Genomic DNA, 21481 nt, shown 5'->3' on the forward strand with positions numbered 1-21481 from the left:
GCCGTCATCAACAAGCGATTCGTGTGTCATCGCAGTGTAGAATCACACCCGATTCCGCAAGGCAATACCTATCTTATCGCCTATGCCCAGCCGCCGGGGTTGAGGAAGGCGGCCATGAAGGGCAAGCCGAGCGACAGCGTCTCGAATTCATAGCCGCCGACAAAGCCGCGTGAGGGATCGTGCCGCGCCTCGTCGCGGATAATGCCGGCCATGGTGGTGCCGCGATACATATGCACCGGTTGGTCGAAAATGGCGTAGACCGAACCGGTGGTGTGGCGCATGTAGTTCTTGCCGACCTGCCCCGACGAATTGGCAAGCCCTTGCGGAAACTTCGCTGACTCGGAGTTCAGCAGCAGGCGCGGGCTTTCGATCGAGTTGCCGGCGACGGCGACGATGCAGGCCTTCTGCTCCTGCAGATTGCCGTCCTTGTCGGCATAGACGACGCCGGTCACTTTTCCGCTAGCGTCATGATTGATCTTGATCGCCATGGCGTTTGGCCGGACCTCGAGATGGCCGGTCGCCTCACCCTTGGGAATCTCGGTGTAGAGCGTCGACCATTTGGCGCCCCATTTGCAGCCCTGGAAGCAGAAGCCGGTCTGTTGGCAGGAGTTGCGGTCGTCGCGCTCGACCGAATTGATTGCCATGTTGCCGGTATGACATTCCTTATAGCCGAGCTTGTCGGCGCCGGCCTTGAGTACCTTGAAATTGTTGTTGCCGGGCAGGCGCGGCCAGCCATTGGTGCCGGTGACGCCCATCTTGGCTTCCGCCTTGGCGTAGTACGGCTCCATCTCGGCCAATGTGACCGGCCAGTCCAGCAGGTTGGCGCCTTCCAGCTTGCCGTAGGTCGAGAGCGTCCTGAACTCATGCTTCTGGAAGCGCAACGAGGCGCCGGCCCAGTGCGTGGTCGAGCCGCCGACCGATTTGACGATCCAGGCCGGCAAATTGGGGAAATCCTTCGACACCCGCCAGTCGCCTGAGGTTGTGCGCTTGTCCGTCCAGGCGAGCTGGCTGAAGGAACCCCACTCGTCGTTGATGAAATCCTCGTATTCGTGGCGCGCGCCGGCCTCGAGGATGACGACATCGATGCCTTTCTGGGCGAGTTCGTTGCCGAGCGTGCCGCCGCCGGCGCCGGAGCCGATGATCACGACCACGCCGTCGTTGTTGAGATCAAATGAAGCTGCCATGGTTTCCTCCCATGAATTCCTGTTTGCGGGGTTTCAGAACGACGGAAGGGCTCAGAGCCACTCTATGTCGTCGAAACCGCGCGCGATGTAGCCGCCCTTGGAGTAGGATTCGCCCTCGTAGCCGAAAATCGGCCACACCTCCTGCTGGTTGTAGAGGCTGACGACGAGGCCGCCGCGGATGGACTGGAAGAACGGCGTCGCCTCGATCTGCTGCAGCACGGCAACGCGCTGCTCCTCCCAGCCGAGGCCGCGATAGCCGCCCTCGCCCGACTTCTTGTCGAGGTTGGCGATGCCGTCTTCGATCATCGTCTTGTAGGCAGCGTCCTTGCCGGCCTGCTCGTCATGGCCTTTTACGGCGATGGCGTAGTATTTGTCGGGCACCTGATCGTGCGGATAGATGTCGCGCGCCATCTGGATCAGCGTCGCCATGGTTTCGGGCTTGAGCGCCGATGTCTCGAGCCCCCAGGCATTTTCAGGGCTGATGACGGCGCTGCCGGAAATGACGAGCAACGCGCCGATGCCGCCGCGTTTGAGAAGTTCACGACGTGAGAGCCTCGCGTCATAGATCGTGACCATTTTGTTCCTCCCTGCTTGCTGTTTGCGCCCTTGAACAGCGCCGTTGCTGGCGCCGCGCGGCTGAATGCGGCCGATAATCCCCTACTGGAAGCGCCCTCCACGCTGCAGAACCTCGATCTTGTAGCCGTCGGGGTCCTCGATGAAGAAAAAGCGGGCGATCAGCGATCCGTCGCGGTTGAATTCGACGATCTTCTTGGGGTTGAGGCCGAGCGCGCCGATCCGGTCGTGTTCGCTGTCGAGATCGGACACCGAGACCGCCAGGTGGCCGTAACCCTCGCCTAGCCCATAAGGCTCGGTGCGGCCCTTGTTCACGGTGAGTTCGAGCTCGAACCCCGTTTCGGCGTTGGCAAGGTAAATCAGCGTGAATGTCTCGAAATCCAGCCTGTCGGCGACATCGAGCCCGAAAGCGTTTCTGTAGAAATCGACGGATCTGGCCTCTTGGAGAACCCGGATCATGGAATGGATTGCCTTCGCCAAATCAGTCTCCGCCGCTGCATGTTGGAGGCGATTATGGGCGGCACGCGCGAAAGGTGGTGGCAGCCGGTTACCACGGCTAAATTTGCAATCGCTGCTATGCCTGCGCCTAAAGACGAAAGTCCGATTGCCGATTCGGCCCACAAGGCCGAACATGCAGGGACAACCACAACTTGAAGGCGCGACACGCTGCGCCCAAAACCAACAATATCGGGAGGTAAGGATGTGCAGGGTTTTTGCCGGGCAGGATCCGGAAGGCTATCGACAGATCAACCGGTCGATCCGCATCGACGGTCACTCTACGAGTATCCAGCTTGAAGGAACGTTCTGGGCGCTGCTTGACGAAATTGCCGACAGCCAGGGCCTGACGACGCCGAAGTTCATCTCAAAACTCTATGACGAGGCGATCGAGATCAACGGCGCCATTCCCAACTTCGCGTCAATGCTGCGTACCACCTGCGCGCTCTATCTGCGCGGTCACCGGCCAGACATGGATGAGCTGACGCCGAAGCGCGAAGCGGCCTGAGGAAGCTAGCCTTCCGCCGCAACGTCGAGCCCGAGCCGCGCCATATCGGTGAACAGCGCCTGACGTTCGGAATAGGCAGTCTGTTCGCCGGTCACGATGTTGTCGACGACGGTCAGCAGCGACAGCGCGCGGGCGCCGAAATGCGCCGCGATTCGGTAGAGTGCGCTGGTTTCCATATCGACAGCGAGAGCGCCAAGCGCCTGCGCTTCGGCAAAGCGGTCGCGCCCTTCAGGGTGGTAGAAGACATCGCTGCAGATGGTCAGCCCGGCCTGGTGGTCGATGCCGAGCTGGGCGGCGCAGGCCAAAGCGTGGGCGAACAGGCCGGGATCGGGCCCGGCGGCAGCATCGTAGAGGCCGAAGACCTGGCCGCTTTGGTCGCTTTCGGCGCGCACCGACTGCGAGATCACCAAGGAGCGCAGCGGCACGCGGGGTGTCAGGCCGCCGCAGGTGCCTGTGCGGATCAGCGTTTTTACGCCGTGAACATCCAGGAGTTCATGCGCATAGACCAGGAAGGACGGGACACCGATGCCGGTGGCCTGGATGCTGATGGGACGGCCGCGATAGAGACCGGTGAAGCCGAGTACGCCCCGGCGGCGGTTGACGCAGCGCGGCGCCTCAAGAAATGTCTTTGCCATCCACTCGGCGCGTTGCGGATCGCCCGGCAACAGCACCGTTGCGGCATAGTCGCCCCTGGCAGCCTCGTTGTGCGGCGTCACGACATGCTCCCCAAAACCCGCCGCCCGTTTCGCCTGCAATAATGGCAGTGTCACGTCATTGCGCAAGCTTTGAATTAGGGCGCCCTAGGACTCCAATACATCCTTGACCACGGTGGCCAGTTGCTTGAGGGAGAACGGCTTCGGCAGGAAGCCGAATTGCGCGTCCGGCGGCAGGTTTCTGGCGAAAGCGTCTTCGGCATAGCCGGACACGAAGACGAACTTGATGTCGGGCTGGCGCTTGCGCAGTTCGCCGAGCAGCGTCGGTCCGTCCATTTCCGGCATCACCACGTCGGACACGACGATATCGACTTTGCCGCCGAGCGCTTCGAAGACTTCCAACGCCTCGACGCCCGAGGAGGCCTCATGGACGGTATAGCCGCGCGAGGTCAGCGCCCGCGAGCCGCCCATGCGCACGGCGTCTTCGTCCTCGACGAGGAGCACAGTGGCCGAGCCCGACAGGTCCTTGGCGCTGTCGGCGGCTTTCACCGGCGCAGCCGGCGCCTCGCTGACGTGGCCGGGCTTCTTCGCCTCCACGATATGGCGCGGCAGGAAGATGCGGAAGGTCGAACCCTTGCCGACTTCGGAATCGCAGAAGATGAAACCGCCGGTCTGCTTGATGATGCCATAGACCATCGACAGGCCAAGGCCGGTGCCTTTGCCGACTTCCTTGGTGGTGAAGAACGGCTCAAAAATCTTCTTCAGCACGTCCGGGGCAATGCCCGAGCCGCTATCCTCGACCTCGACCACGACATAGTCGGCAGGCGTGAGCTCGCGGTAGGAGAAGCTCTTGCATTGTTCGGCGGTGACGTTGCGGGTGCGCACGGTGAGGTCGCCGCCGGCCGGCATGGCGTCGCGCGCGTTGACGGCCAGGTTGACCACCACCTGCTCGAACTGGCCGATATCGACCTTGACCGGCCACAAATCGCGGCCGTGGTCGACCTTCAGCTTGATCTCGTTGCCAACCAGGCGGGCAAGCAGCATCCGGAGATCGGCAAGCACGTCGGTCAGGTTCAGCACTTCCGGCCGCAATGTCTGCTTGCGCGAGAAGGCGAGCAACTGCCGCACCAGCGAGGCCGCCCGGTTGGCATTCTGCTTGATGTTCATGATGTCGGGGAAGGACGGGTCCGACGGCCGGTGATTGGTCAGCAAAAGATCCGACGCCATGATGATGGCGGTCAGCACATTGTTGAAGTCGTGGGCGATGCCGCCGGCGAGCTGTCCGACCGCCTGCATCTTCTGGCTCTGCGCCATCTGGCCCTCGAGCGCCTTCTGCTCGGTGGTCTCGACGGCATAGNAGTTCAGACGTGTGCTCTTCCGATCTGTGCCGTCAGCGACGGCGTTGACGTAGAAGCGGATGTGACGCTCCTCATTGCCGGGCAGCAGCGTGTCGATCGGCTCGATGTCGGCCTGCCTCAGCCGCGCCTTTTCGAACGCGGCGGCAAAGGCCGGCCGGTCGCGCTCGTGGATCACGGTGTCCAGCCGCACGCGGCGGTCGACCGCGTCGCCGTCGACGACGGAGGAAAACAGCGACAGGAACGGCGCGTTGGTGCGCAGGATGCGGCCGCCATTGTCGACGGCGGCAATGGCCATCGGCGTCGAATTGAAGAAACGGGTGAAGCGCACTTCCGAAGCCCGAAGGTCGGCCGATGCGTCCTCGCCCTGGGTGCGGTTGAGCACAATGGTGCGGGTCGGACCGTTGGTCCCCTCGCGGCTGGCCGAGACCCGATGCATGAAGCGCACCGGCAGCGCCTCGCCAGTCGTCGTCGTCAGATCGAGATCGATGACGGCGTTGCGGGTGGTGCCGGGATCGGCCTTGACCGAGCGCACCAGCGCCATGCCGTCGCCGGCGACGATTTCCGGGAGTGTCACGGCGCCAGGGGTGAAGCTCGCCAGATCGATGCCCAGCCATTCGGCGAGCGTGGCGTTGATGTAGGTGACACGGCCTTCCTGGTCGGCCGAGAAGAAACCGGCCGGCGCATGGTCGAGATGGTCGATGGCCTTCTGCAAGTCGAGGAAGAAACGCTCCTGCTCGGCCCGTTCCTGCGAGATATCGGCAAGCTGCCAGGCAAGCATCGGCAGGCGCTGACCGGGAACGCTGAAGGTCCGGGCCCGCGCCCGGTACCAGCGCGCGCCGGCTTCGGCGCCCGGCCGGATCGACTGTGCTAGCCGGAACTCACCGTCGCCGGCCTGGCCATCGCGCAAGCCCGAGGCCAGCCGGTATATGGTCACCGAAGCTTCGGGGACATCGGAAAGCAGGCCTTCGACCGTCTTCAGATCGGCGGCCGACGCAGCACCGGTCATCTCGGCGTAGGCCCGGTTGGCGTAGACGACGCGGCCCTTGGTGTCGGTGACGATCAGGCCCTGCGACATCGAATCGACGAATGCCTTCGACAGTTCGTCCCCGGTCGAACGCGGCGCGATCTGCACGAAGCCGATGGCCGTGGCGAACAGGAAGCCGACGCCGATCATGGCAAGCACGCCCAGCATGCCGAGCAGGAACGGATCGCCAAGACGCTCGCGGAAAATGCCGAAAACGATCGCGGCCCCGGTCAGGACGATGATGAACACGATGAGCCGGGTAACCGCGCCTGGCCGCGTGTTCTGATCGACGATCGGTACCGGATAGAAATCGCCGCGCGTTTCCCTGGCCATATGCCCCCTGCTCGTGAGTTGTCCGACACCGCCCCCGGCCGGTTGAATCACATTCTCCTAATCCGGAAAAGGCCTTGGCGGCAAATGTCGGATAAAAATGACGCGTCGGTGTTTTCAAGCTGTTCACGAAGCGTGAAGGCAACTTGCGGTGGCTGGCCGCAACGGTCTAGTGTCCCTCCACTTCAAAAGCCGATTGGGGGCACCGATGCAGTGGCTGGATAATGTGGCGGGTCCCGGATATGCCGCAGCGCTGCTGTGGACGTTTGCTGCCCTTGTCCTGCTGGTCATCGTGCTCATCATCATCAGGCTGGTCCGCAACCTGACCTTCGGCACCTTCGTTGCCGGCGGCAGGAACCGCAAGACACGGCTGGCGGTCATGGACGCGACGGCGGTCGACAGCCACCGCCGGCTGGTGCTCATCCGTCGCGACGACATCGAACACCTGCTTTTGATCGGCGGCCCGACCGACGTTGTCGTCGAGCGCGATATCAGACTTGCAGCGCCACGCCGTCCGGCATTGACCGGCGATGGCGGTGTTGGCCAGCAGCAACAGGCGCCGCGGCCGCGCGCAGCACAACCCGCTCCCACCGCGCCCGCAAGGCAGGCGCCACCGCCGCAACCGGTAAGGGCTGCTCCAGCCGCCGTTCCGCCGCGCCAGGCCGCACCGGCGCCGAAACCGGCTCAAATCTACCAGGCGAGCAATGTGACACCGCTGCCGGCCTATGGCTCCGCCGCCAATACTGCCCGGCAGGCCCCGCCACCGAAGCATGAGTCCATCGACGATACGCTGATGCGGGAACTCGAGGTCTCGCTCGACGATTCGCACCCCAAACCGGCAAGCAAGCCGGCTGCGAAGGCACCGCAGTCTCTCGACGACGAGATGACCAAGCTGCTCGGCGAACTCGCCAGCCAGAAACGATAAAGCCCGGCGAACCGTCACATCTTGCCGATTCCCGATCGAACGCCGCTTAAGCGTATCGTCCGTTTCAGCGCGACGCGCTTTAACTTGGGGGCGGACCAAACCCTTCGGCCAAAAACAGAAATGGCCGGGAAACCCGGCCATTTCTGATGAAACAGTCCTGCCTGACGGCAGCGGCTCAATCGTCGCGATAGACCTTCTCGCGGCGCTCGTGGCGCTCCTGCGCTTCGATCGACAAGGTCGCGATCGGACGCGCGTCGAGACGCTTCAGCGCGATCGGCTCGCCGGTTTCCTCGCAATAGCCGTATGTGCCTTCATCGATGCGCTGCAGCGCCGAATCGATCTTTGAAATGAGCTTGCGCTGGCGGTCGCGGGCCCGAAGCTCGATGGCGCGGTCGGTTTCCGAGGAGGCGCGATCGGCGAGATCGGGATGGTTGGCGTTTTCCTGCTGCAGGATTTCGAGTGTTTCGCGCGCTTCGCGCAGTATGTCGGTCTTCCAGGTGACGAGCTTCAGGCGAAAGTAGGATTTCTGCCGTTCATTCATGAACGGCTCGTCTTCGGAGGGTACGTAATTGGCTGTAACGATATCGTTCATTCGACTCACCCAACAACCCCAAATTTGGCGCCTATATATTCGCGCAGAGAAGGCTGCACAAGCGTAATCCGCGCGCGTTTCACGCAATTGTTAATGCCGCGCGGGCGATCCTCAGCAAAGCCTTCCATAGCAAGGGCGCGGGCGAATTCGCACATGATTCGCTGCGCTTGGGCGTCGCCGCCCATTGTGCCTCAGGCCTTTCTCGTGGCTAATCCAGTTGTGTCATTGGTGGGCAGCACACCATTGGGGGTCCGGTGAGCAGACTGTATCTGTTGAGGCATGCGAAGGCTGGCTGGGCCCTGCCCGGCGTGCGCGACTTCGATCGCCCGCTCGACGCATCCGGCATTGCCGATGCCGAAATGATGGGGACGGCGATGCGTGCCCGCAACTACATCCCCGATATCACGCTATGCTCCAACGCCAAGCGGGCGCGCCAGACGCTGGAAGGCATCGCCGGCCACACCGATACCGGCCGGGTGCTGTTCTTCGACACGCTCTACAGCGAGGATGCCGCCGGCTACCTCGCCATCATCCGCAGCAACGGCGGCCCCGGCTCGCTGCTGGTCATCGGCCACAATCCGATGACGGAAGACCTTGCCATGGCGGTCTCGGGCGACGGCGACGAGGCTGCTCGGGCCATCATGAACCATGGTTTCCCGACATCCGGCCTTGCGGTCGTGCGCTTCAGGGGCAACCTTGCGGAAGCCTCGCAAGGCGCCGGCTACCTCGAAGCCTTCCTGACGCCCGTCGATCTCTGAGCCGAGCCGGCCGAGGCCGGGCGCCATTTCAAACTTGAACCGCAAAGCCTATATCGGCGCAAGAGCACGCCTGAGAGAACAGATTTTGGCATCATCGCTGACCACTTTCACCGACGAAGCGAGAATTGCCCTGGATACGCTGTCGGGGCGTGCGAGCGGGCTTTTTTCGCCGTCGCTTCGGCTGGGCGTCACCGGCCTGTCCCGGGCCGGCAAGACGGTGTTCATCTCGGCTCTCGTCCACAATCTCATCCATGGCGGGCGCCTGCCGCTCTTCGAGGCGCAGAAGTCGGGCCGGATCGCGCGCGCCTTCCTCGAGGAACAGCCGGACGATGCCGTGCCGCGTTTTCAGTACGAGGACCATATCTCCGCCCTGGTCAACGACCGTGTCTGGCCGGACTCGACGCGCGCCATTTCGGAACTCAGGCTCACCATCGAATATGAGTCTGCCTCCGGTTGGAACCGGATGTTTTCCAGCGGCCGATTGTCGGTCGACATCGTCGACTACCCCGGCGAATGGCTGCTCGACCTGCCGCTGCTCGGCAAATCCTTCGCCGATTTTTCGCGCGAGGCGTTCGAGATGGCGATGCTGCCGGTGCGGGCCGACGTGTCGCAGGACTGGCGGACGCTGTCGGCGACCATCGACCCCAATGCCGATGCCTACGAGATGACGGCGCGGCGCCTCGCCGAGAGTTTTGCCGCCTACCTCAAGGCCTGCAAGCTCGACGAGCGGGCGCTTTCGACCTTGCCGCCCGGCCGTTTCCTGATGCCTGGCGATCTCGAGGGATCGCCGGCGCTGACCTTCGCGCCCTTGCTGCTCAAGGGTGAGAAACGGCCGCGCTCCGGCTCGCTGCAAGCGATGATGGAGCGCCGCTACGAGGCCTACAAGACGCATGTGGTGAAACCGTTCTTCCGCGAACACATCACCCGCCTCGACCGCCAGATCGTGGTGATCGACGCCATGCAGGCGTTGAACGCCGGCCCCGGCGCGATGGCCGACCTGGAACGCGCGGTGACCGAAATCCTCTCCTGTTTCCGTCCTGGCCGAGGCAATTTCCTCACCGACCTGTTTTCACGCCGCATCGACCGCATCCTGGTTGCCGCGACCAAGGCCGACCATTTGCATCACGAAAGCCATGACCGGCTGCAGGCAATCGTGCGGCGGCTTGCCGACCGCGCCGTGGCGCGGGCAAATTTCACCGGCGCCGATGTCGACGTGGTCGCCATGGCGGCGGTGCGCGCGACGCGCGAAGGCACGGTCAAGCAAGGCCGCGAAACCCTGCCGGTGATCATCGGCACGCCGCTGAAGGGCGAGAAGATCAACGGCGAAACCTTCGATGGTAAAGCCGAAACCGCCATATTTCCCGGGGACTTGCCGGAGAAAATTGACGCGGTTTTCGACGTTTCCGAAGCCGACCACCGGCAGAGCAGCGACGATCCGGCGATCCGTTTCGTGCGCTTTCGCCCGCCAAAGCTCGAACGCACCGCTGAAGGCCTCACGCTGTCGCTGCCGCATATCAGGCTCGACCGCGCCTTGCAGTTCCTGATCGGAGACCATCTGGCATGACCGCGCCCCGCAGACCGGCAGCTTTCCGCATCGAGCCGGAGGCCGAACCGAAGCAGGAAACGCGCCGCCCCCATGCCGAGCCGCCGGCACGCAAGTCGCGCGCCGTCGTCGTGCCGGCCGAGATCGATGTCTTCGACGAACCCGACATTGTCGCCGCCGAACCGCCGCCGGCGACCGCGCCGCGCAGGCGCTCGCTGTTTGCCAGCCTGTTTTTCGGCGCGGTCGGCGTGCTGGTTTCGCTCGCCGTCGGCCTGTGGACCGACCAACTCATCCGCGACCTGTTCGAGCGCGCAGAGTGGCTGGGGTGGCTGGCAGCGGGAATGGCCGCAATTGCCGTGTTGGCGCTCGCTGTCGTGCTGGTGCGGGAATTCCTGGCTATTGCCCGGCTGGCCGAGGTCGAAAAACTGCAAAAGCGGGCGCTCGATGCCGTGGCGCGCGACGATCCGAAGGCTGCAAGGGCCGTCGTCGAAGAGCTTTCGGCCTTTGTCGCTGCGAAACCCGAAACCGCGGCCGGCAGGCGCTCCCTGGCCGAATTGCGCGGCGAGATCATCGATGGCGGCAATCTGGTGCGACTGGCCGAGACCGAGATTCTCGGGCCGCTCGATGCGAGAGCCAAGGTGATGATCCTCGAAGCAGCCAAACGCGTGTCGCTGGTCACCGCCGTCAGCCCCCGCGCACTCGTAGACGTTGCCTATGTCGTGTTCGAGGCCGGGCGCCTGATCCGCCGCTTGTCCGAACTCTACGGCGGCAGGCCGGGCACGCTGGGCTTTTTCCGGCTGGCGCGCAGCGTTCTTGCCCATCTGGCGGTGACCGGCTCGATCGCCTTCGGCGACAGCTTTGTCCAGCAGATCGTCGGCCATGGCCTTGCCGCACGGCTTTCGGCGAAACTCGGCGAAGGCGTGGTCAACGGCATGATGACGGCGCGTATCGGCATTGCTGCCATGGAGACGGCGCGGCCCCTGCCCTTCATTGCCGGCAGGCGGCCGGGTATGGGCGATTTCCTGTCGGCGCTGACCTCGTTTGCGGCCAGAAAAGAGAATGAAGCACCCGCCTCGACCAAGTGAACGCCCTCTCGCGGTCACCAAGCATTAACCAATCTTGTTCATGGTCGTCCAACAACAGCCTCCTTGTTGCCGGGTGTCGTCTATGAAAAGCGTAATCTTGTCCTGCGTCCTGCCCCTGGTCGCGCTTGCAGCACCTCTGGGCCCGACCGGGAAAGCCTTTGCAGCCGAGCCCGACAAACAGTTCTTCCGCACCGTCGAAGGCAAATGGGTCGGCCCGGGCGAAATCATCGCCGGCAAATACAAGGGCACGAAGTTCACCTGCAGCTTCGACGGCTCGACGCCGGACAACAAGACCGGCATGACGCTCGATGGCGACTGCCGCGTCGGTGTCTTCACCCAGAAAATGTCGGCGACCGTCGAGCGCAAGGGCCGCGACTACAAGGGAAATTTCATGGGCGGCGCCGCGGGGTCGGGCCTGGACATCATCGGCGGCAACGTGGTCGATGCCCGCAAAGTCGTCTTCACCATCAACCGCAACCAGCTGCGCGGCGTCATGCAGGCCCGCATTCCCGACGACAATTCGATGACGGTGACCATCGCCGTGCGCGTCGACCAGCAGCTGGTGCCGGTCATCGGCATGAGCCTCAAGCGCGTCGATGCCGTCGAAGTTGGCTCCATCGCCAAAAACTGACTCTCAAGCGGTTCCCCCAAAAAGCGCGGAACGGGGTTGCACTGCGCGATAGCTGAGCGATTCCGCTCAGCTCGATGTCGGGAAGTGACAGGCCACCTTGCGGACAGGTTGGCGCTCCTCAAGCACGGGCCGCTCGGTGCGGCACCTTTCTGCCGCGATCGGACATGTGGCGCGCAACCGACGATGTCAGCGCCTCCGATGGCCCAAGCCACAGCAGGGCCAACGTGTCAGGGTCCTGTGCGTGCCGGCGGTCCCCCGTGTCAGCGCGATGCGCTTTAAGAACACCAGCAAAAAAGGCGGCGGCTACTCGAGCCACCGCCTTTCTCAATTTCCGAACGAAGAATCAGCCCTTGATGGCGGCCGTCAGCTCGTCATAGGCCTTGCAGGCGTCGGCCGGCGTGGTGGCGCCCTGATATTTGGTCGTCACAGCCTGCACCTTGGCGGTCAGGTCGGCGGCCTTGGTCGGATCCTTGGTGATCGCTTCCTGCAGCGCGGCGGTCATTTCCTGCGCCTTCTTGGCCGCGATTTCCTGCGTGCATTCAGGCGCCTTCGAACAGGCCGATGCGGCAAGCATGGCGACACCCACGCCGACGAGCAAAAACTTCTTCATGTCAGTCATTCTCCTCACGAAGGCAGAACTTGATCGTCGCTGCCTTCCAACGGCCGAAGCCTGGCGTCCCATAGCCGCCGATTGCGGCAAAACGCAACGTGTGCGGCGCATAAACTTGTGCAGCGCTGCTGCAACGGCGCGGACGGCCTGATTGAGGCCGCCCGTGTCAGACGAAGCAAGGTTTCAGCCACGAGGCTGCAGCAGCGCCAGTGCGGCCGTCGCCGCGGCAAGGACGGCGGTTAGGGTCAAAGGCCCAGTAGCGCCATAGGTGTCCACGACATAACCGCCGACAACCGCGCCGACGGTGATGGCAACCTGGAAGGAAGTGACCATCAGGCTGCCTGCTGCTTCCAGCGCATCAGGCGCCGCGCGGGACATATTGGTCGGCAGCACCACCGGCGCCATGCCGAAGGCGAAGCCCCACAGCGTAACAAAGCCGAAGGCAACGCCGGTTTGCGCGCCCCAAAGCACCAAAGCGAGTGCCGCAAACGCCATCAACGCGGCGGTAACTGCGAGGGCCATGTGGATGTTGGTGTCGGCCAGGCGGCCACCGGCAATATTGCCGATCACAGCGGCGATGCCGAACCCGAGCAGCGCCAGGGCAATCGGCCCGGTTGTGAGGAGCGTCACCTGTTCGAGGAACGGGCGCACATAGACCGAGCCGGCAAAATGCCCGGTCATCAGCAGAACAATGGCAAGCATGCCGAGTTGGATGCCACGCCGCCGTGTCAGCCGAAAGACGTCTGCAAGGCTGTTGCTTGCCGCCGCAGGCAAGGTCGGCAGGCTGAGAAGCTGCAGCAGCATGGCAAGCGCGGCCAGCCCCGCCGTCATGGCCATGGCGCTGCGCCATCCCAGCCAGTCACTGATCAACGCACCCATCGACGGCGCGGCAATGGTGGCGAGCGAGACGCCGAGGGTCACGATCGCCATGCCGCGACCTGTCGCATTGGCGCCAACCAGCCGCGCCACGACGGCAACGGAAAGTGCCCAGAAAGCGCTAAGAGCGATCCCCAACCCGGCCCGGCCCAGCAACAGCAGCCAGAAATTGGGCGCCAGCGCCGCAAGAATATTGGAACCGACCGCCAGGGCCATGAGGCCAACCAGCACCGCCTTGCGGTTCAATCGACCGATGAGAACATTGCTCAACATGGCCGTCACGGCGCCAACGGAAGCGGTGGCGGTGACGACCTGTCCGGCCGTTCCCTCGCTGATGCCGAGATCGCGCGCCATCGGCGTCAACAGACCTGCCGGCAAGAATTCGGCAGACACCAGGGCAAAGCTGGTGGCCGCCAATGAAAGGACCGCGAACCAGGTGGCCGCGCTCCACGCGGCTGGTGCATCGGCATCAAGGCCAATGGCGGCGTCTTCAAGCTGTAATGTTGTGTCAGTCACGGGAAGATCTCCACAGTTTGGAGATCTTAGATAGGCGAGTCCGCCCGGATGTTATGTACCTTAAAATCCGAAATTCATATCCATTCGTCCGGGAATTGTGCGGCGCACAACGCCTGGCGAGACATTGGTGATGCGCTTGAACGCGCGGGCGAAGGACGCCTCGGAATCATAGCCCAAACGGGTAGCGACTTCGGCAACAGACAAGCCGTTTTGGCCCAGCAATTCGCGGGCAAGCTGCATGCGCAGGCGGGCGAGATAATGTGCGGCGCCCTCACCCAATACCGCGCTGAAGCGCTCGGCGAAAATCGAACGCGATTGGCCTGCCACGCCGGCCAGGCTTCCCAGCGTCCAGTTGTGGCCGGGATCGCGATGCATGGCCGCCAGAGCGCGCCCTATATGGGGGTCGCGGATGGCTGCAAGCCAACCGATGGTCGAGGCGCCGTTGCAATTGACCCAGCAGCGTATGAGCCTGGCTGTCAGCAAATCCGCCATACGCGACAGGATGGTGGCGCTGCCCATCTGCGGTTGCGCGGCCTCCACCGTCATGGCCGCCAGCAAAGGGCCGACCATCGGGTCATTGCCGGCCACGTCGCAACCCTTGATGAGAGGCGGCATCAACGTGATCAACGGATTGAGCGCATAGGAGCCGAGAGACATGGAGCCGCAGAAAAGGGTGCTTGTCGCGCCCGTTCCCTGCCGTATCACTTCGCAAACGTTGCCGCCCAACTTGATCACCTGGCAGCCCTCGAGCGAGTCGCCCACCACGTCCGGCGCACTCGCCAGCCGATGGGCGATGCCTTGCGGCAGCAGCACCAGATCGCCATCGCGCAACTCCTGCCAGCCTTGCGCTTCGGTGTGAATCCAGCATGGACCCTGGCCGACAAAGTGAAAACGAAGCAGTTGTTGTTGCGGAAAGTCTATGCTCCATGGGTGCCGGAGTTCGCAGCGGCCATAGTTGACGCCACTCAAGCGAAAGTCTTGCAGAACTTCGCTGAGCGCATCCATCGGGATATGTGGCAGCGGCGACGGCCGGGACGAATAATCAGGCATTTGTCAGATATAGATACCGGCCGTCCGACAGGCAAGCGCAGACTGTTGTTCCACCGGGGAATCGCTGCCGCGGCACCCTACCCATCCTGGCAGGCTTCCCGCCCTTGCCTCCCGCTCCCGGTGCATGCAAGGAGTGCTGTCGGACACAGGGACAAGAGGCATGGCAGCGGAAGCATCGGGCAGCGATCTCATTCAGGTGGTGGCGCTGCTTGCCGCAGGCGTCGTCGCCGTTCCGATCTTCAAACGCATGGGGCTGGGCTCGATCCTCGGCTATCTCGCCGCGGGCGTGGTCATCGGCCCGTTCGGTATTGGCATTTTTTCCGAATCGGAAGCCATCCTGCATGTCGCCGAACTCGGCGTGGTCATGTTCCTGTTCATCATCGGGCTGGAGATGCAGCCGTCGCGGCTATGGGGCCTGCGCCGCGAGATTTTCGGCCTCGGCGCGCTGCAGGTCGGCGTCTGCGCCTTGCTGCTCACCGGTGTTGGTCTCGCCGGCGGCTTTCCGATCGCGCAATCCTTCGTTGCCGGTGCCGGCTTCGTGCTGACCTCGACGGCGATCGTCATGCAGCTTCTGGAAGAGCGTGGCGAGATGGCCAGCCCCAAGGGCCAGCGCATCGTATCCATCCTGCTGCTCGAGGATCTGGCAATCGTGCCGCTTCTGGCGCTGGTCGCCTTCCTGGCGCCGGGCGGCGCCGAGATGACCCTGCAGCAGAGGCTGGCCGAGGTCGGCATCGGTCTTGGCGCCATCGTCGGGCTGGTGGTGGCCGGCCGCTATCTGCTCAATCCGTTCTTCCGCATCCTGGCCGACGCCAAGGCGCGCGAGGTGATGACGGCGGCAGCACTTCTGGTCGTGCTGGGGTCGGCGCTGGTCATGCAGCTTTCCGGCCTGTCGATGGCGATGGGCGCGTTCCTGGCCGGCGTGCTGTTGTCGGAATCGACTTTCCGCCACCAGCTGGAGGCCGACGTCGAGCCATTCCGCGGCATCCTGCTTGGCCTGTTCTTCCTCGCCGTCGGCATGTCGCTCGACCTGCATGTGGTGGCCGACAACTGGCGGCTGATCGCCGTCTATGTCGTCGCCTACATGGCGATGAATGCGCTCGGCATCTACCTCGTCGCCCGCATGCTGAAGAGCGGTCATCGTGAAGCGCTGGAACGCGCCGTGATCATGGCGCAAGGCGGCGAATTCGCCTTCGTCCTCTATTCGGCCGCGGCGGCGGTTGGCATCATCGACAGCCGGGCCAACGCAACGCTGACCGCGATCATCATCATCTCCATGGTGCTGACGCCGCTGGCCATCATTGCGCTCAAATATGTGACGCCGCGCGACGAGCAGTCGCTTGAAGGCGTCGACATCGCCGACGGCCTTACCGGCAGTGTGCTGGTCATCGGCTTCGGCCGTTTCGGCCAGATCGCCAGCCAGCCGCTTTTGTTGCGCGGCATCGACGTGTCGATCATCGACAATGATGTCGAAATGATCCAGGCGGCCGCCGATTTCGGCTTCAAGGTCTATTATGGCGACGGCACGCGGCTCGACATTCTGCGCGCCGCAGGTGCAGGCCGCGCCCGCGCCGTGCTGATCTGCGTCGACAAGCCGGACGCCGCCGTGCGCATGGCGGAACTGATCAAGGCGGAGTTCCCGCTGCTGACTGTCCTGGCGCGTGCCTTCGATCGTGGCACCGCGCTGTCGCTCATCCGCGCCGGGGTCGACTTCCAGCTGCGCGAGACCTTCGAATCGGCCCTGGTCTTCGGCGGTTCCGCGCTCGAGGTTTTGGGCGTCGAGCCGGAAGATGTCGCCGATATCATCGAGGATGTGCGACGGCGCGACAATGCCCGACTGGAGACGCAGCTGGCCGAAGGCGTCCGCGCCGGGCAACGTTTCCTCAGGGGCAATACCGGCACGCCGATCCCGACGCCGCTGACGCAACCGCGTCGGCCCGGCCAGGCTCTGAACGAAGAGACGGCCGGCGTGCTGCACAAGCCGGAGCCCGCCGATCAGGGGGAAAGCTGATGACCGCATTGGATGAGCGCGCGCTCGCCGTCACCAAATTCTGGCGCGAGGCCGGCGAAGACGCGTGGTTCGAGAAGAACGACGTCTTCGACGCGGATTTCCGCAGCAGGTTTCTTGACCTGCACTTTGCCGCCGCGCGGCGCGAGTGCGACGCATGGTCGGAGCATGCCGAGGGTTCGCTGGCGCTGATGATCCTGCTCGACCAGTTTCCGCGCAACTGCTTTCGCGGCTCAGGCCATATGTACGCCACCGATCCGCTGGCGCGGTATTTTGCCGCCAAGGCGATCGCTGCCGGCCACGACCTTGCGCTGGAAGAAAACCTGCGCGTCTTCCTGTACCTGCCCTACGAACATTCGGAACTGCCCGCCGACCAGGACAGATCGGTCGAGCTCACCACCGCCAGGGCGCCGGAGTATGTGAAATACGCCATCGAGCATCGCGACATCATCGAGCGTTTCGGCCGCTTTCCGCACAGGAACAAGATGCTTGGCCGCGAGACGACGGCGGACGAACAGGCATTTCTCGATGGCGGCGGATTTTCCGGTTAACCCAGCCACCAGTCGCGGCCGGAAGCCAGCCGCTCTATGCCTGACGTATCGACGGCGCTGAGCCGCTCGGTCACGCTCCTGCCGCCCACCGCCAGATCCGGCGCGATCTCGGCCAGGGGCGCCAGCACGAAGGCGCGCTCCAGCATCCTGGGATGCGGCACTTCCAACCCGGTTTCGTGGATTGTGCGGTCGCCGAACACCAATATGTCGATGTCGATCAGGCGCGGACCCCAGCGCTCCTCGCGCACCCGCTTCAGCTTGCGCTCGGCCTCGAGGCAGAGGTCGAGCAGCGCCCTTGGCGCCAGCGCGGTCGAGATTTCGGCAGCGGCGTTGAGGAAATCCGGCTGGTCGAGCTTGCCCCAGGGCGGCGTGCGATAGAGCGAGGAGACGGCGATGACACGCGTGTTCTCGTCGGCGTCCAGCAGGCGCAGCGCCGTGGCCATCGAGGCCGAGGGATCGCCGAGATTGCCGCCAAGGCTGAGATAGACCGTGTTATTGTTACTCTGGCCAGACAACGGTCACCTCGACATAATCGAGCACGCCGGGCACCGGTGCGTTGGGCTTGCGCACGGTGATCTCGGCCTTCCTGATCTGCGGAAACCGTGAAGTCAGCGCCTTCGCCACTTCGAGCGCCAGCGCCTCGATCAGGAAACGGCGATGTCCAGTGACGATCTTTTCAATCACCGTGAAGGCGATGCCGTAATTGACGGTATCCTCGATGGAATCATCCTCCAGCGGGCGGCTGGGCTCGACCGTCAACTCGGCATCGACATAAAAACGCTGGCCAAGCGCCTCTTCCTCATCCAGCACGCCGTGCCGGGCAAAGAAGGCGCAGTTCTTCATGCGGATGACGTACATTTCTTAGTGTCCTGGGCTCAGCGTCCTGGCTTTTCGCGCGCCAGCATAGCATCGGCGACGGCCAGTGCGTCCATGTTGATTGCGACATCGTGAACGCGAAACAGATCGGCGCCCTTCAGCCTCAGGATGACACTGGTGGCTGCCGTCCCGGCGGCGCGCGCGCCGGCTTCGCGGCCGGTGACGGTGCCGATGAAGCGTTTTCTGGAGGTGCCGGCCATCAAGGGAAAACCGAGCTCCTTAAGCTCGGAAAACCGCGCCATCAGGTCGAGGTTTTCCTCAGCCGTCTCCTTGGCGAAGCCGAAGCCGGCATCGAGTACGATATGATCGTCCGCAACGCCGCTGCGCCTGGCGATTTCCAGCGAAGCCTTGAGGAACAAAAACTGGTCGGCGATGACGTCGGGCAGTTTTTGCCGCTCGCGCCCGGTATGCATGATGACCAGTCCGGCGCCGGTCTCGGCGGCGACGCGGGCGATGCCGGGTTCACGCTGCAAGCCCCAGACATCGTTGACGATATGCGCGCCGGCGGCGACGGCGAGGCGCGCGGTTTCCTCGCGATAGGTGTCGACCGAAATCAGGGCTTCGCCTGAACCGGCGAGTGCTGCGATCACCGGCAGGATGCGGGTCTGCTCTTCTTCAGGCGTCACGGGCGAGGCGCCGGGGCGCGTCGATTCCCCGCCGATATCGACGACGGCGGCGCCTTCTTCCACCATGCGGTGCGCCTGCGCCACCGCCTGGTCAGGCGTGATGAACAGTCCGCCATCCGAAAAACTGTCCGGCGTGACGTTGAGAATGCCGACCACAATGGCTTTCTCGCCAAGGTCGAGATGGCACTTATGCGCCAGTTGCCATCGCCTTGTCGTCATTGTCCTTCAACCATGTGTCTCATTGGCATGTGGCTCATTGGCATGTGGCTCATCGAGCGCTTGCAATCCATCAACGATGCGTGATCGGTGGAAGATCAATTCCGTTGCGCCGGCAACGGCCGTAAAGCAAGGTGAGTGAAGAGGCAACATGATGAAACGACCCCTGCTCTGCGCCCTGATGCTGGCTCTGACCGTCCTGCCGGCGAATGCTGCCAATCTGGTGAAGACTTACAGCTATTTTGCCATCGGCGGCAGCACGCTCGATGACATCGAGACGCAATTGTCGAAGCATGGACCCGAGGTGAAAAGCACCGGGATGCGGCATCCAGGCGCCACCCAGATGGCGTTCACCACCCGCATCAGCTACGCGCAAACCGCTGACACCTGCCGCATCGCCAAGGCTGCCGTCACCGTCAAGGTCAAGGTCATCCTTCCGGAGTGGCGCAGGCCGCGCAAAGCCGATCCCGATGTCAGGCTGTTCTGGGACACGCTGTCGGCCGACATCAAGCGCCATGAGGAGCGTCATGTCGAGATCGCCAAGAACCACGGCCGTCTGCTCGAAGACGCGCTGAACGCGAGCTTTGCGCAAAAGACCTGCGCCGGGGCAAAGGCGAAGGCGGCGCAGATCACCGCGGCCGAACTCGCCAGGCATGACCAGGACCAATTGCGCTTCGACCGCGTGGAAGGCGTGAATTTCGAAAGCCGCATCCTGCGGCTGCTGCGCTACCGCATGCAGCGCGTCGAGAACGGCCAGCTTCCGCCCGGCTGAAACACGGACTGATACCAAGCCAATTCTGCCGAAACATGAGGCCAGCCCCAGAAAATTTTCGGGCATAGGTCGAAATCGGCCTATACGGGACGACATATGTCAGGCTCGCAAGATATGTCAGGCTGGCAAGGCGCGACCTTCGAAACACCAGATCAAGACCAATTGAGGCGGCGCGTAGCGGAGCGGCCATTTGGCGCCGCGCAATCGCTCTCAAACTTTATGGATGAACTGATATGGACCAAGCTGTCGACAAGCCGGCTAGGCTGCCTCCCGCCGCACCGCTGACGGAAAGCGAGAAGAACGTCATCATCGCCGGCATCCTGCTGTCAATGCTGCTGGCAGCGCTTGACCAGACAATCGTCGCGCCGGCCATGCCGACCATCGGCCGTTCGCTCGGCCATGCCGACTACCTGCCGTGGATCGTGACCGGCTATCTCCTGACGGCGACGGCCATGGCGCCGCTCTACGGCAAGATTTCCGACGTCTATGGCCGCCGGCCGACCGTCTATGCGGCGATCCTGATCTTCCTTCTGGGATCGCTGGTCAGCGCCATGGCCCCCAACATGTTCGTGTTGGTTGTCGGCCGGGCGATCCAGGGTGCGGGCGGCGGCGGCCTGTTCGCCCTGGCGCAGATCGTCATCGGCGACCTGGTGCCGCCGCGCGAACGCGCGCGTTATGCCGCCTGGATTTCGGGCACCTGGGCGGTCGCCAGCATCGCCGGGCCTTTGCTCGGCGGCGGATTTGCCGAACATCTGCATTGGTCGCTGATCTTCTGGATCAATATCCCGCTCGGCATCTTGGCCATGGCCATCATCAACAAGCCGCTGCGCAAACTGCCGGTCGCCGCAAAGCGGCATCGCATCGACGCGCCGGGCGCGCTGCTTCTGGTGGTGGCGACGGCATTGCTGCTTTTGGCCCTCAACTGGGGCGGCAGCGCCTATCCATGGGCCTCGCGCGAGATCGTCGGCCTGCTCGCCTGTTCGGCGGTCTTCTGGGGTGCGTTCGCCCTCAGGCTGATGCGTGCGGCCGAGCCGCTGATTTCGCTTGAAGTGCTGAGCAATCCGATCGTGCTTGCCGGCACGGCGTCGATGTTCCTGCTGCAGGCCGCCAATATCGGCCTGTCGGTGTACCTGCCGGTCTATCTGCAGTCGATCATCGGCCTGTCGGTCAGCCAGTCGGGCCTTGCCATGCTCGGCCTGCTGCTCGGAACGGTCGCCGGCGCGACCTTCAGCGGCCGCACGATACCGCGCTTCTTCCACTACAAGCGTATAGCCATGGTCGGCGTTCTCTTCGCCATTATCTGCCTTGGCGTGCTCAGCCTGGTCGCCGGCCGCGCCTCGCTGCTGGTGGTCGAGCTCTTGACCATCTGCATCGGCCTTGGAAGCGGCACCACTTTCCCGGTCGCCACCGTATCGGTGCAGAACGCCGTCGACCGCGCGCATCTCGGCGTTGCCACCGGCGTGCTGACCTTCCTGCGTTCGCTGGGCAGCGCGCTCGGCGTCGCCATGCTCGGCGCCGTCGCGCTCGGCTATGGCCTGCCGCTTGCCGGCGAAGGCGCGCCGGCTGCCGGACAGATCGTCTCGGCGACGCCCTTCATGATGATCTTCCTTGCCGCGGCCGTCACGCTCGTGCTGGCGCTGATGACGCTGGCGCTGATGCCGGAGAAGTCACTGCGCGGCCGCGACGACGCCGAGGCGCCAGTCGTTCTGGTGGAGTGATCCGGA

The 21481-nt window shown here is 63.7% G+C and carries 21 protein-coding genes and 1 pseudogene; 10 read left to right on the forward strand and 12 right to left on the reverse strand.

What is annotated here, in order from left to right:
* Nucleotides 1-86: 86 nt before the first annotated feature.
* From X757_RS136190 to X757_RS136180, 3 genes and pseudogenes are all read right to left on the reverse strand, one after another.
* Nucleotides 87-1184 (reverse strand): annotated as a pseudogene (locus tag X757_RS136190) (GMC family oxidoreductase N-terminal domain-containing protein); the annotation flags it as partial.
* 51 nt (nucleotides 1185-1235) lie between these two features.
* A complete protein-coding gene (locus tag X757_RS136185; RefSeq protein WP_023684617.1) occupies nucleotides 1236-1760 on the reverse strand; it encodes a twin-arginine translocation pathway signal in 525 nt (174 codons plus the stop codon).
* Between the two features lie 81 nt (nucleotides 1761-1841).
* Nucleotides 1842-2237 carry a VOC family protein gene (locus tag X757_RS136180; protein WP_023700801.1) on the reverse strand — a complete coding sequence of 132 codons (396 nt, stop codon included), beginning with the start codon at nucleotides 2235-2237 and terminating at the stop codon, nucleotides 1842-1844.
* A gap of 220 nt (nucleotides 2238-2457) precedes the next feature.
* Between X757_RS136180 and X757_RS136175 the strand changes: the two genes are divergently transcribed.
* Complete coding sequence (locus X757_RS136175) at nucleotides 2458-2760, forward strand: ribbon-helix-helix domain-containing protein (RefSeq protein ID WP_023670924.1); 303 nt, start codon at nucleotides 2458-2460, stop codon at nucleotides 2758-2760.
* Nucleotides 2761-2765: 5 nt separating this feature from the next.
* On the opposite strand, the gene X757_RS136170 is transcribed toward X757_RS136175, so the two are convergent.
* Nucleotides 2766-3476: a DeoD-type purine-nucleoside phosphorylase gene (locus X757_RS136170; RefSeq protein WP_023693373.1), complete on the reverse strand. Its 711-nt coding sequence runs from the start codon at nucleotides 3474-3476 to the stop codon at nucleotides 2766-2768.
* A 2857-nt stretch (nucleotides 3477-6333) separates the two neighbouring features.
* Between X757_RS136170 and X757_RS136160 the strand changes: the two genes are divergently transcribed.
* Nucleotides 6334-7050, forward strand: coding sequence for a flagellar biosynthetic protein FliO (locus tag X757_RS136160; RefSeq protein ID WP_023693371.1), 717 nt, complete (start codon nucleotides 6334-6336; stop codon nucleotides 7048-7050).
* Between the two features lie 175 nt (nucleotides 7051-7225).
* Here X757_RS136160 and dksA read toward each other — a convergent pair whose 3' ends face one another.
* On the reverse strand, nucleotides 7226-7642 hold the full coding sequence (dksA, locus tag X757_RS136155) for an RNA polymerase-binding protein DksA (protein WP_023673491.1): 417 nt from the start codon (nucleotides 7640-7642) through the stop codon (nucleotides 7226-7228).
* Between the two features lie 5 nt (nucleotides 7643-7647).
* Nucleotides 7648-7827: a hypothetical protein gene (locus X757_RS1000000168370; protein ID WP_023696495.1), complete on the reverse strand. Its 180-nt coding sequence runs from the start codon at nucleotides 7825-7827 to the stop codon at nucleotides 7648-7650.
* 69 nt (nucleotides 7828-7896) lie between these two features.
* Between X757_RS1000000168370 and X757_RS136150 the strand changes: the two genes are divergently transcribed.
* The 4 genes from X757_RS136150 (at nucleotide 7897) to X757_RS136135 (ending at nucleotide 11659) form a co-directional block, all read left to right on the forward strand.
* Nucleotides 7897-8400 carry a histidine phosphatase family protein gene (locus tag X757_RS136150; RefSeq protein ID WP_031251747.1) on the forward strand — a complete coding sequence of 168 codons (504 nt, stop codon included), beginning with the start codon at nucleotides 7897-7899 and terminating at the stop codon, nucleotides 8398-8400.
* Nucleotides 8401-8485: 85 nt separating this feature from the next.
* Nucleotides 8486-9964 (forward strand): YcjX family protein, encoded by a 1479-nt coding sequence (locus tag X757_RS136145; RefSeq protein ID WP_023728083.1) that lies wholly within the window; start codon nucleotides 8486-8488, stop codon nucleotides 9962-9964.
* On the forward strand, nucleotides 9961-11028 hold the full coding sequence (locus X757_RS136140; protein ID WP_023728084.1) for a YcjF family protein: 1068 nt from the start codon (nucleotides 9961-9963) through the stop codon (nucleotides 11026-11028). Before X757_RS136145 ends, X757_RS136140 begins: the two co-directional genes overlap by 4 nt.
* A gap of 82 nt (nucleotides 11029-11110) precedes the next feature.
* Nucleotides 11111-11659 carry a hypothetical protein gene (locus X757_RS136135; protein ID WP_023673495.1) on the forward strand — a complete coding sequence of 183 codons (549 nt, stop codon included), beginning with the start codon at nucleotides 11111-11113 and terminating at the stop codon, nucleotides 11657-11659.
* A 343-nt stretch (nucleotides 11660-12002) separates the two neighbouring features.
* Here X757_RS136135 and X757_RS136130 read toward each other — a convergent pair whose 3' ends face one another.
* From X757_RS136130 to X757_RS136120, 3 genes are all read right to left on the reverse strand, one after another.
* Nucleotides 12003-12269 (reverse strand): hypothetical protein, encoded by a 267-nt coding sequence (locus X757_RS136130; protein ID WP_023673496.1) that lies wholly within the window; start codon nucleotides 12267-12269, stop codon nucleotides 12003-12005.
* A gap of 183 nt (nucleotides 12270-12452) precedes the next feature.
* The gene (locus X757_RS136125; protein WP_023688655.1) at nucleotides 12453-13661 is read right to left on the reverse strand and encodes an MFS transporter; all 1209 of its coding nucleotides are present in this window, start codon (nucleotides 13659-13661) and stop codon (nucleotides 12453-12455) included.
* A 60-nt stretch (nucleotides 13662-13721) separates the two neighbouring features.
* Nucleotides 13722-14711, reverse strand: a complete 990-nt coding sequence (locus X757_RS136120) for an AraC family transcriptional regulator (protein ID WP_023706171.1) — start codon at nucleotides 14709-14711, stop codon at nucleotides 13722-13724.
* A gap of 160 nt (nucleotides 14712-14871) precedes the next feature.
* Here X757_RS136120 and X757_RS136115 point away from each other — a divergent pair, with 160 nt between their 5' ends.
* The gene (locus X757_RS136115; protein ID WP_023728087.1) at nucleotides 14872-16719 is read left to right on the forward strand and encodes a monovalent cation:proton antiporter-2 (CPA2) family protein; all 1848 of its coding nucleotides are present in this window, start codon (nucleotides 14872-14874) and stop codon (nucleotides 16717-16719) included.
* A complete protein-coding gene (locus tag X757_RS136110; protein WP_023728088.1) occupies nucleotides 16719-17267 on the forward strand; it encodes a DUF924 family protein in 549 nt (182 codons plus the stop codon). Before X757_RS136115 ends, X757_RS136110 begins: the two co-directional genes overlap by 1 nt.
* Here X757_RS136110 and folK read toward each other — a convergent pair.
* The 3 genes from folK to folP are packed head-to-tail and all read right to left on the reverse strand — an operon-like array spanning nucleotide 17264 to nucleotide 18988.
* The gene (folK, locus tag X757_RS136105; RefSeq protein WP_023728089.1) at nucleotides 17264-17782 is read right to left on the reverse strand and encodes a 2-amino-4-hydroxy-6-hydroxymethyldihydropteridine diphosphokinase; all 519 of its coding nucleotides are present in this window, start codon (nucleotides 17780-17782) and stop codon (nucleotides 17264-17266) included. The genes X757_RS136110 and folK overlap by 4 nt on opposite strands.
* Entirely contained in the window at nucleotides 17766-18125 is a 360-nt protein-coding gene (folB, locus tag X757_RS136100; protein ID WP_023673502.1) for a dihydroneopterin aldolase, read from the reverse strand. The genes folK and folB overlap by 17 nt, the downstream gene beginning before the upstream one ends.
* Nucleotides 18126-18142: 17 nt before the next feature.
* On the reverse strand, nucleotides 18143-18988 hold the full coding sequence (gene folP, locus X757_RS136095; RefSeq protein ID WP_023728090.1) for a dihydropteroate synthase: 846 nt from the start codon (nucleotides 18986-18988) through the stop codon (nucleotides 18143-18145).
* A gap of 148 nt (nucleotides 18989-19136) precedes the next feature.
* Between folP and X757_RS136090 the strand changes: the two genes are divergently transcribed.
* Nucleotides 19137-19757, forward strand: coding sequence for a DUF922 domain-containing Zn-dependent protease (locus tag X757_RS136090; RefSeq protein WP_023728091.1), 621 nt, complete (start codon nucleotides 19137-19139; stop codon nucleotides 19755-19757).
* A gap of 233 nt (nucleotides 19758-19990) precedes the next feature.
* Nucleotides 19991-21475 (forward strand): MDR family MFS transporter, encoded by a 1485-nt coding sequence (locus X757_RS136085; protein ID WP_023673505.1) that lies wholly within the window; start codon nucleotides 19991-19993, stop codon nucleotides 21473-21475.
* The last annotated feature ends 6 nt before the right edge of the window (nucleotides 21476-21481 follow it).

This window comes from Mesorhizobium sp. LSHC412B00, from assembly GCF_000503035.1.
Classification (GTDB): domain Bacteria; phylum Pseudomonadota; class Alphaproteobacteria; order Rhizobiales; family Rhizobiaceae; genus Mesorhizobium.

What these genes read in the sequence shown, in the direction of transcription:
- X757_RS136185 (WP_023684617.1), bottom strand. Translation starts at nt 1,760, where the DNA reads ATGGTCACGATCTATGACGCGAGGCTCTCACGTCGTGAACTTCTCAAA.
- X757_RS136175 (WP_023670924.1), top strand. Translation starts at nt 2,458, where the DNA reads ATGTGCAGGGTTTTTGCCGGGCAGGATCCGGAAGGCTATCGACAGATC.
- X757_RS136160 (WP_023693371.1), top strand. Translation starts at nt 6,334, where the DNA reads ATGCAGTGGCTGGATAATGTGGCGGGTCCCGGATATGCCGCAGCGCTG.
- dksA (WP_023673491.1), bottom strand. Translation starts at nt 7,642, where the DNA reads ATGAACGATATCGTTACAGCCAATTACGTACCCTCCGAAGACGAGCCG.
- X757_RS1000000168370 (WP_023696495.1), bottom strand. Translation starts at nt 7,827, where the DNA reads ATGGGCGGCGACGCCCAAGCGCAGCGAATCATGTGCGAATTCGCCCGC.
- X757_RS136140 (WP_023728084.1), top strand. Translation starts at nt 9,961, where the DNA reads ATGACCGCGCCCCGCAGACCGGCAGCTTTCCGCATCGAGCCGGAGGCC.
- X757_RS136135 (WP_023673495.1), top strand. Translation starts at nt 11,111, where the DNA reads ATGAAAAGCGTAATCTTGTCCTGCGTCCTGCCCCTGGTCGCGCTTGCA.
- X757_RS136130 (WP_023673496.1), bottom strand. Translation starts at nt 12,269, where the DNA reads ATGAAGAAGTTTTTGCTCGTCGGCGTGGGTGTCGCCATGCTTGCCGCA.
- X757_RS136120 (WP_023706171.1), bottom strand. Translation starts at nt 14,711, where the DNA reads ATGCCTGATTATTCGTCCCGGCCGTCGCCGCTGCCACATATCCCGATG.
- X757_RS136115 (WP_023728087.1), top strand. Translation starts at nt 14,872, where the DNA reads ATGGCAGCGGAAGCATCGGGCAGCGATCTCATTCAGGTGGTGGCGCTG.
- X757_RS136110 (WP_023728088.1), top strand. Translation starts at nt 16,719, where the DNA reads ATGACCGCATTGGATGAGCGCGCGCTCGCCGTCACCAAATTCTGGCGC.
- folB (WP_023673502.1), bottom strand. Translation starts at nt 18,125, where the DNA reads ATGTACGTCATCCGCATGAAGAACTGCGCCTTCTTTGCCCGGCACGGC.
- folP (WP_023728090.1), bottom strand. Translation starts at nt 18,988, where the DNA reads ATGACGACAAGGCGATGGCAACTGGCGCATAAGTGCCATCTCGACCTT.
- X757_RS136090 (WP_023728091.1), top strand. Translation starts at nt 19,137, where the DNA reads ATGATGAAACGACCCCTGCTCTGCGCCCTGATGCTGGCTCTGACCGTC.
- X757_RS136085 (WP_023673505.1), top strand. Translation starts at nt 19,991, where the DNA reads ATGGACCAAGCTGTCGACAAGCCGGCTAGGCTGCCTCCCGCCGCACCG.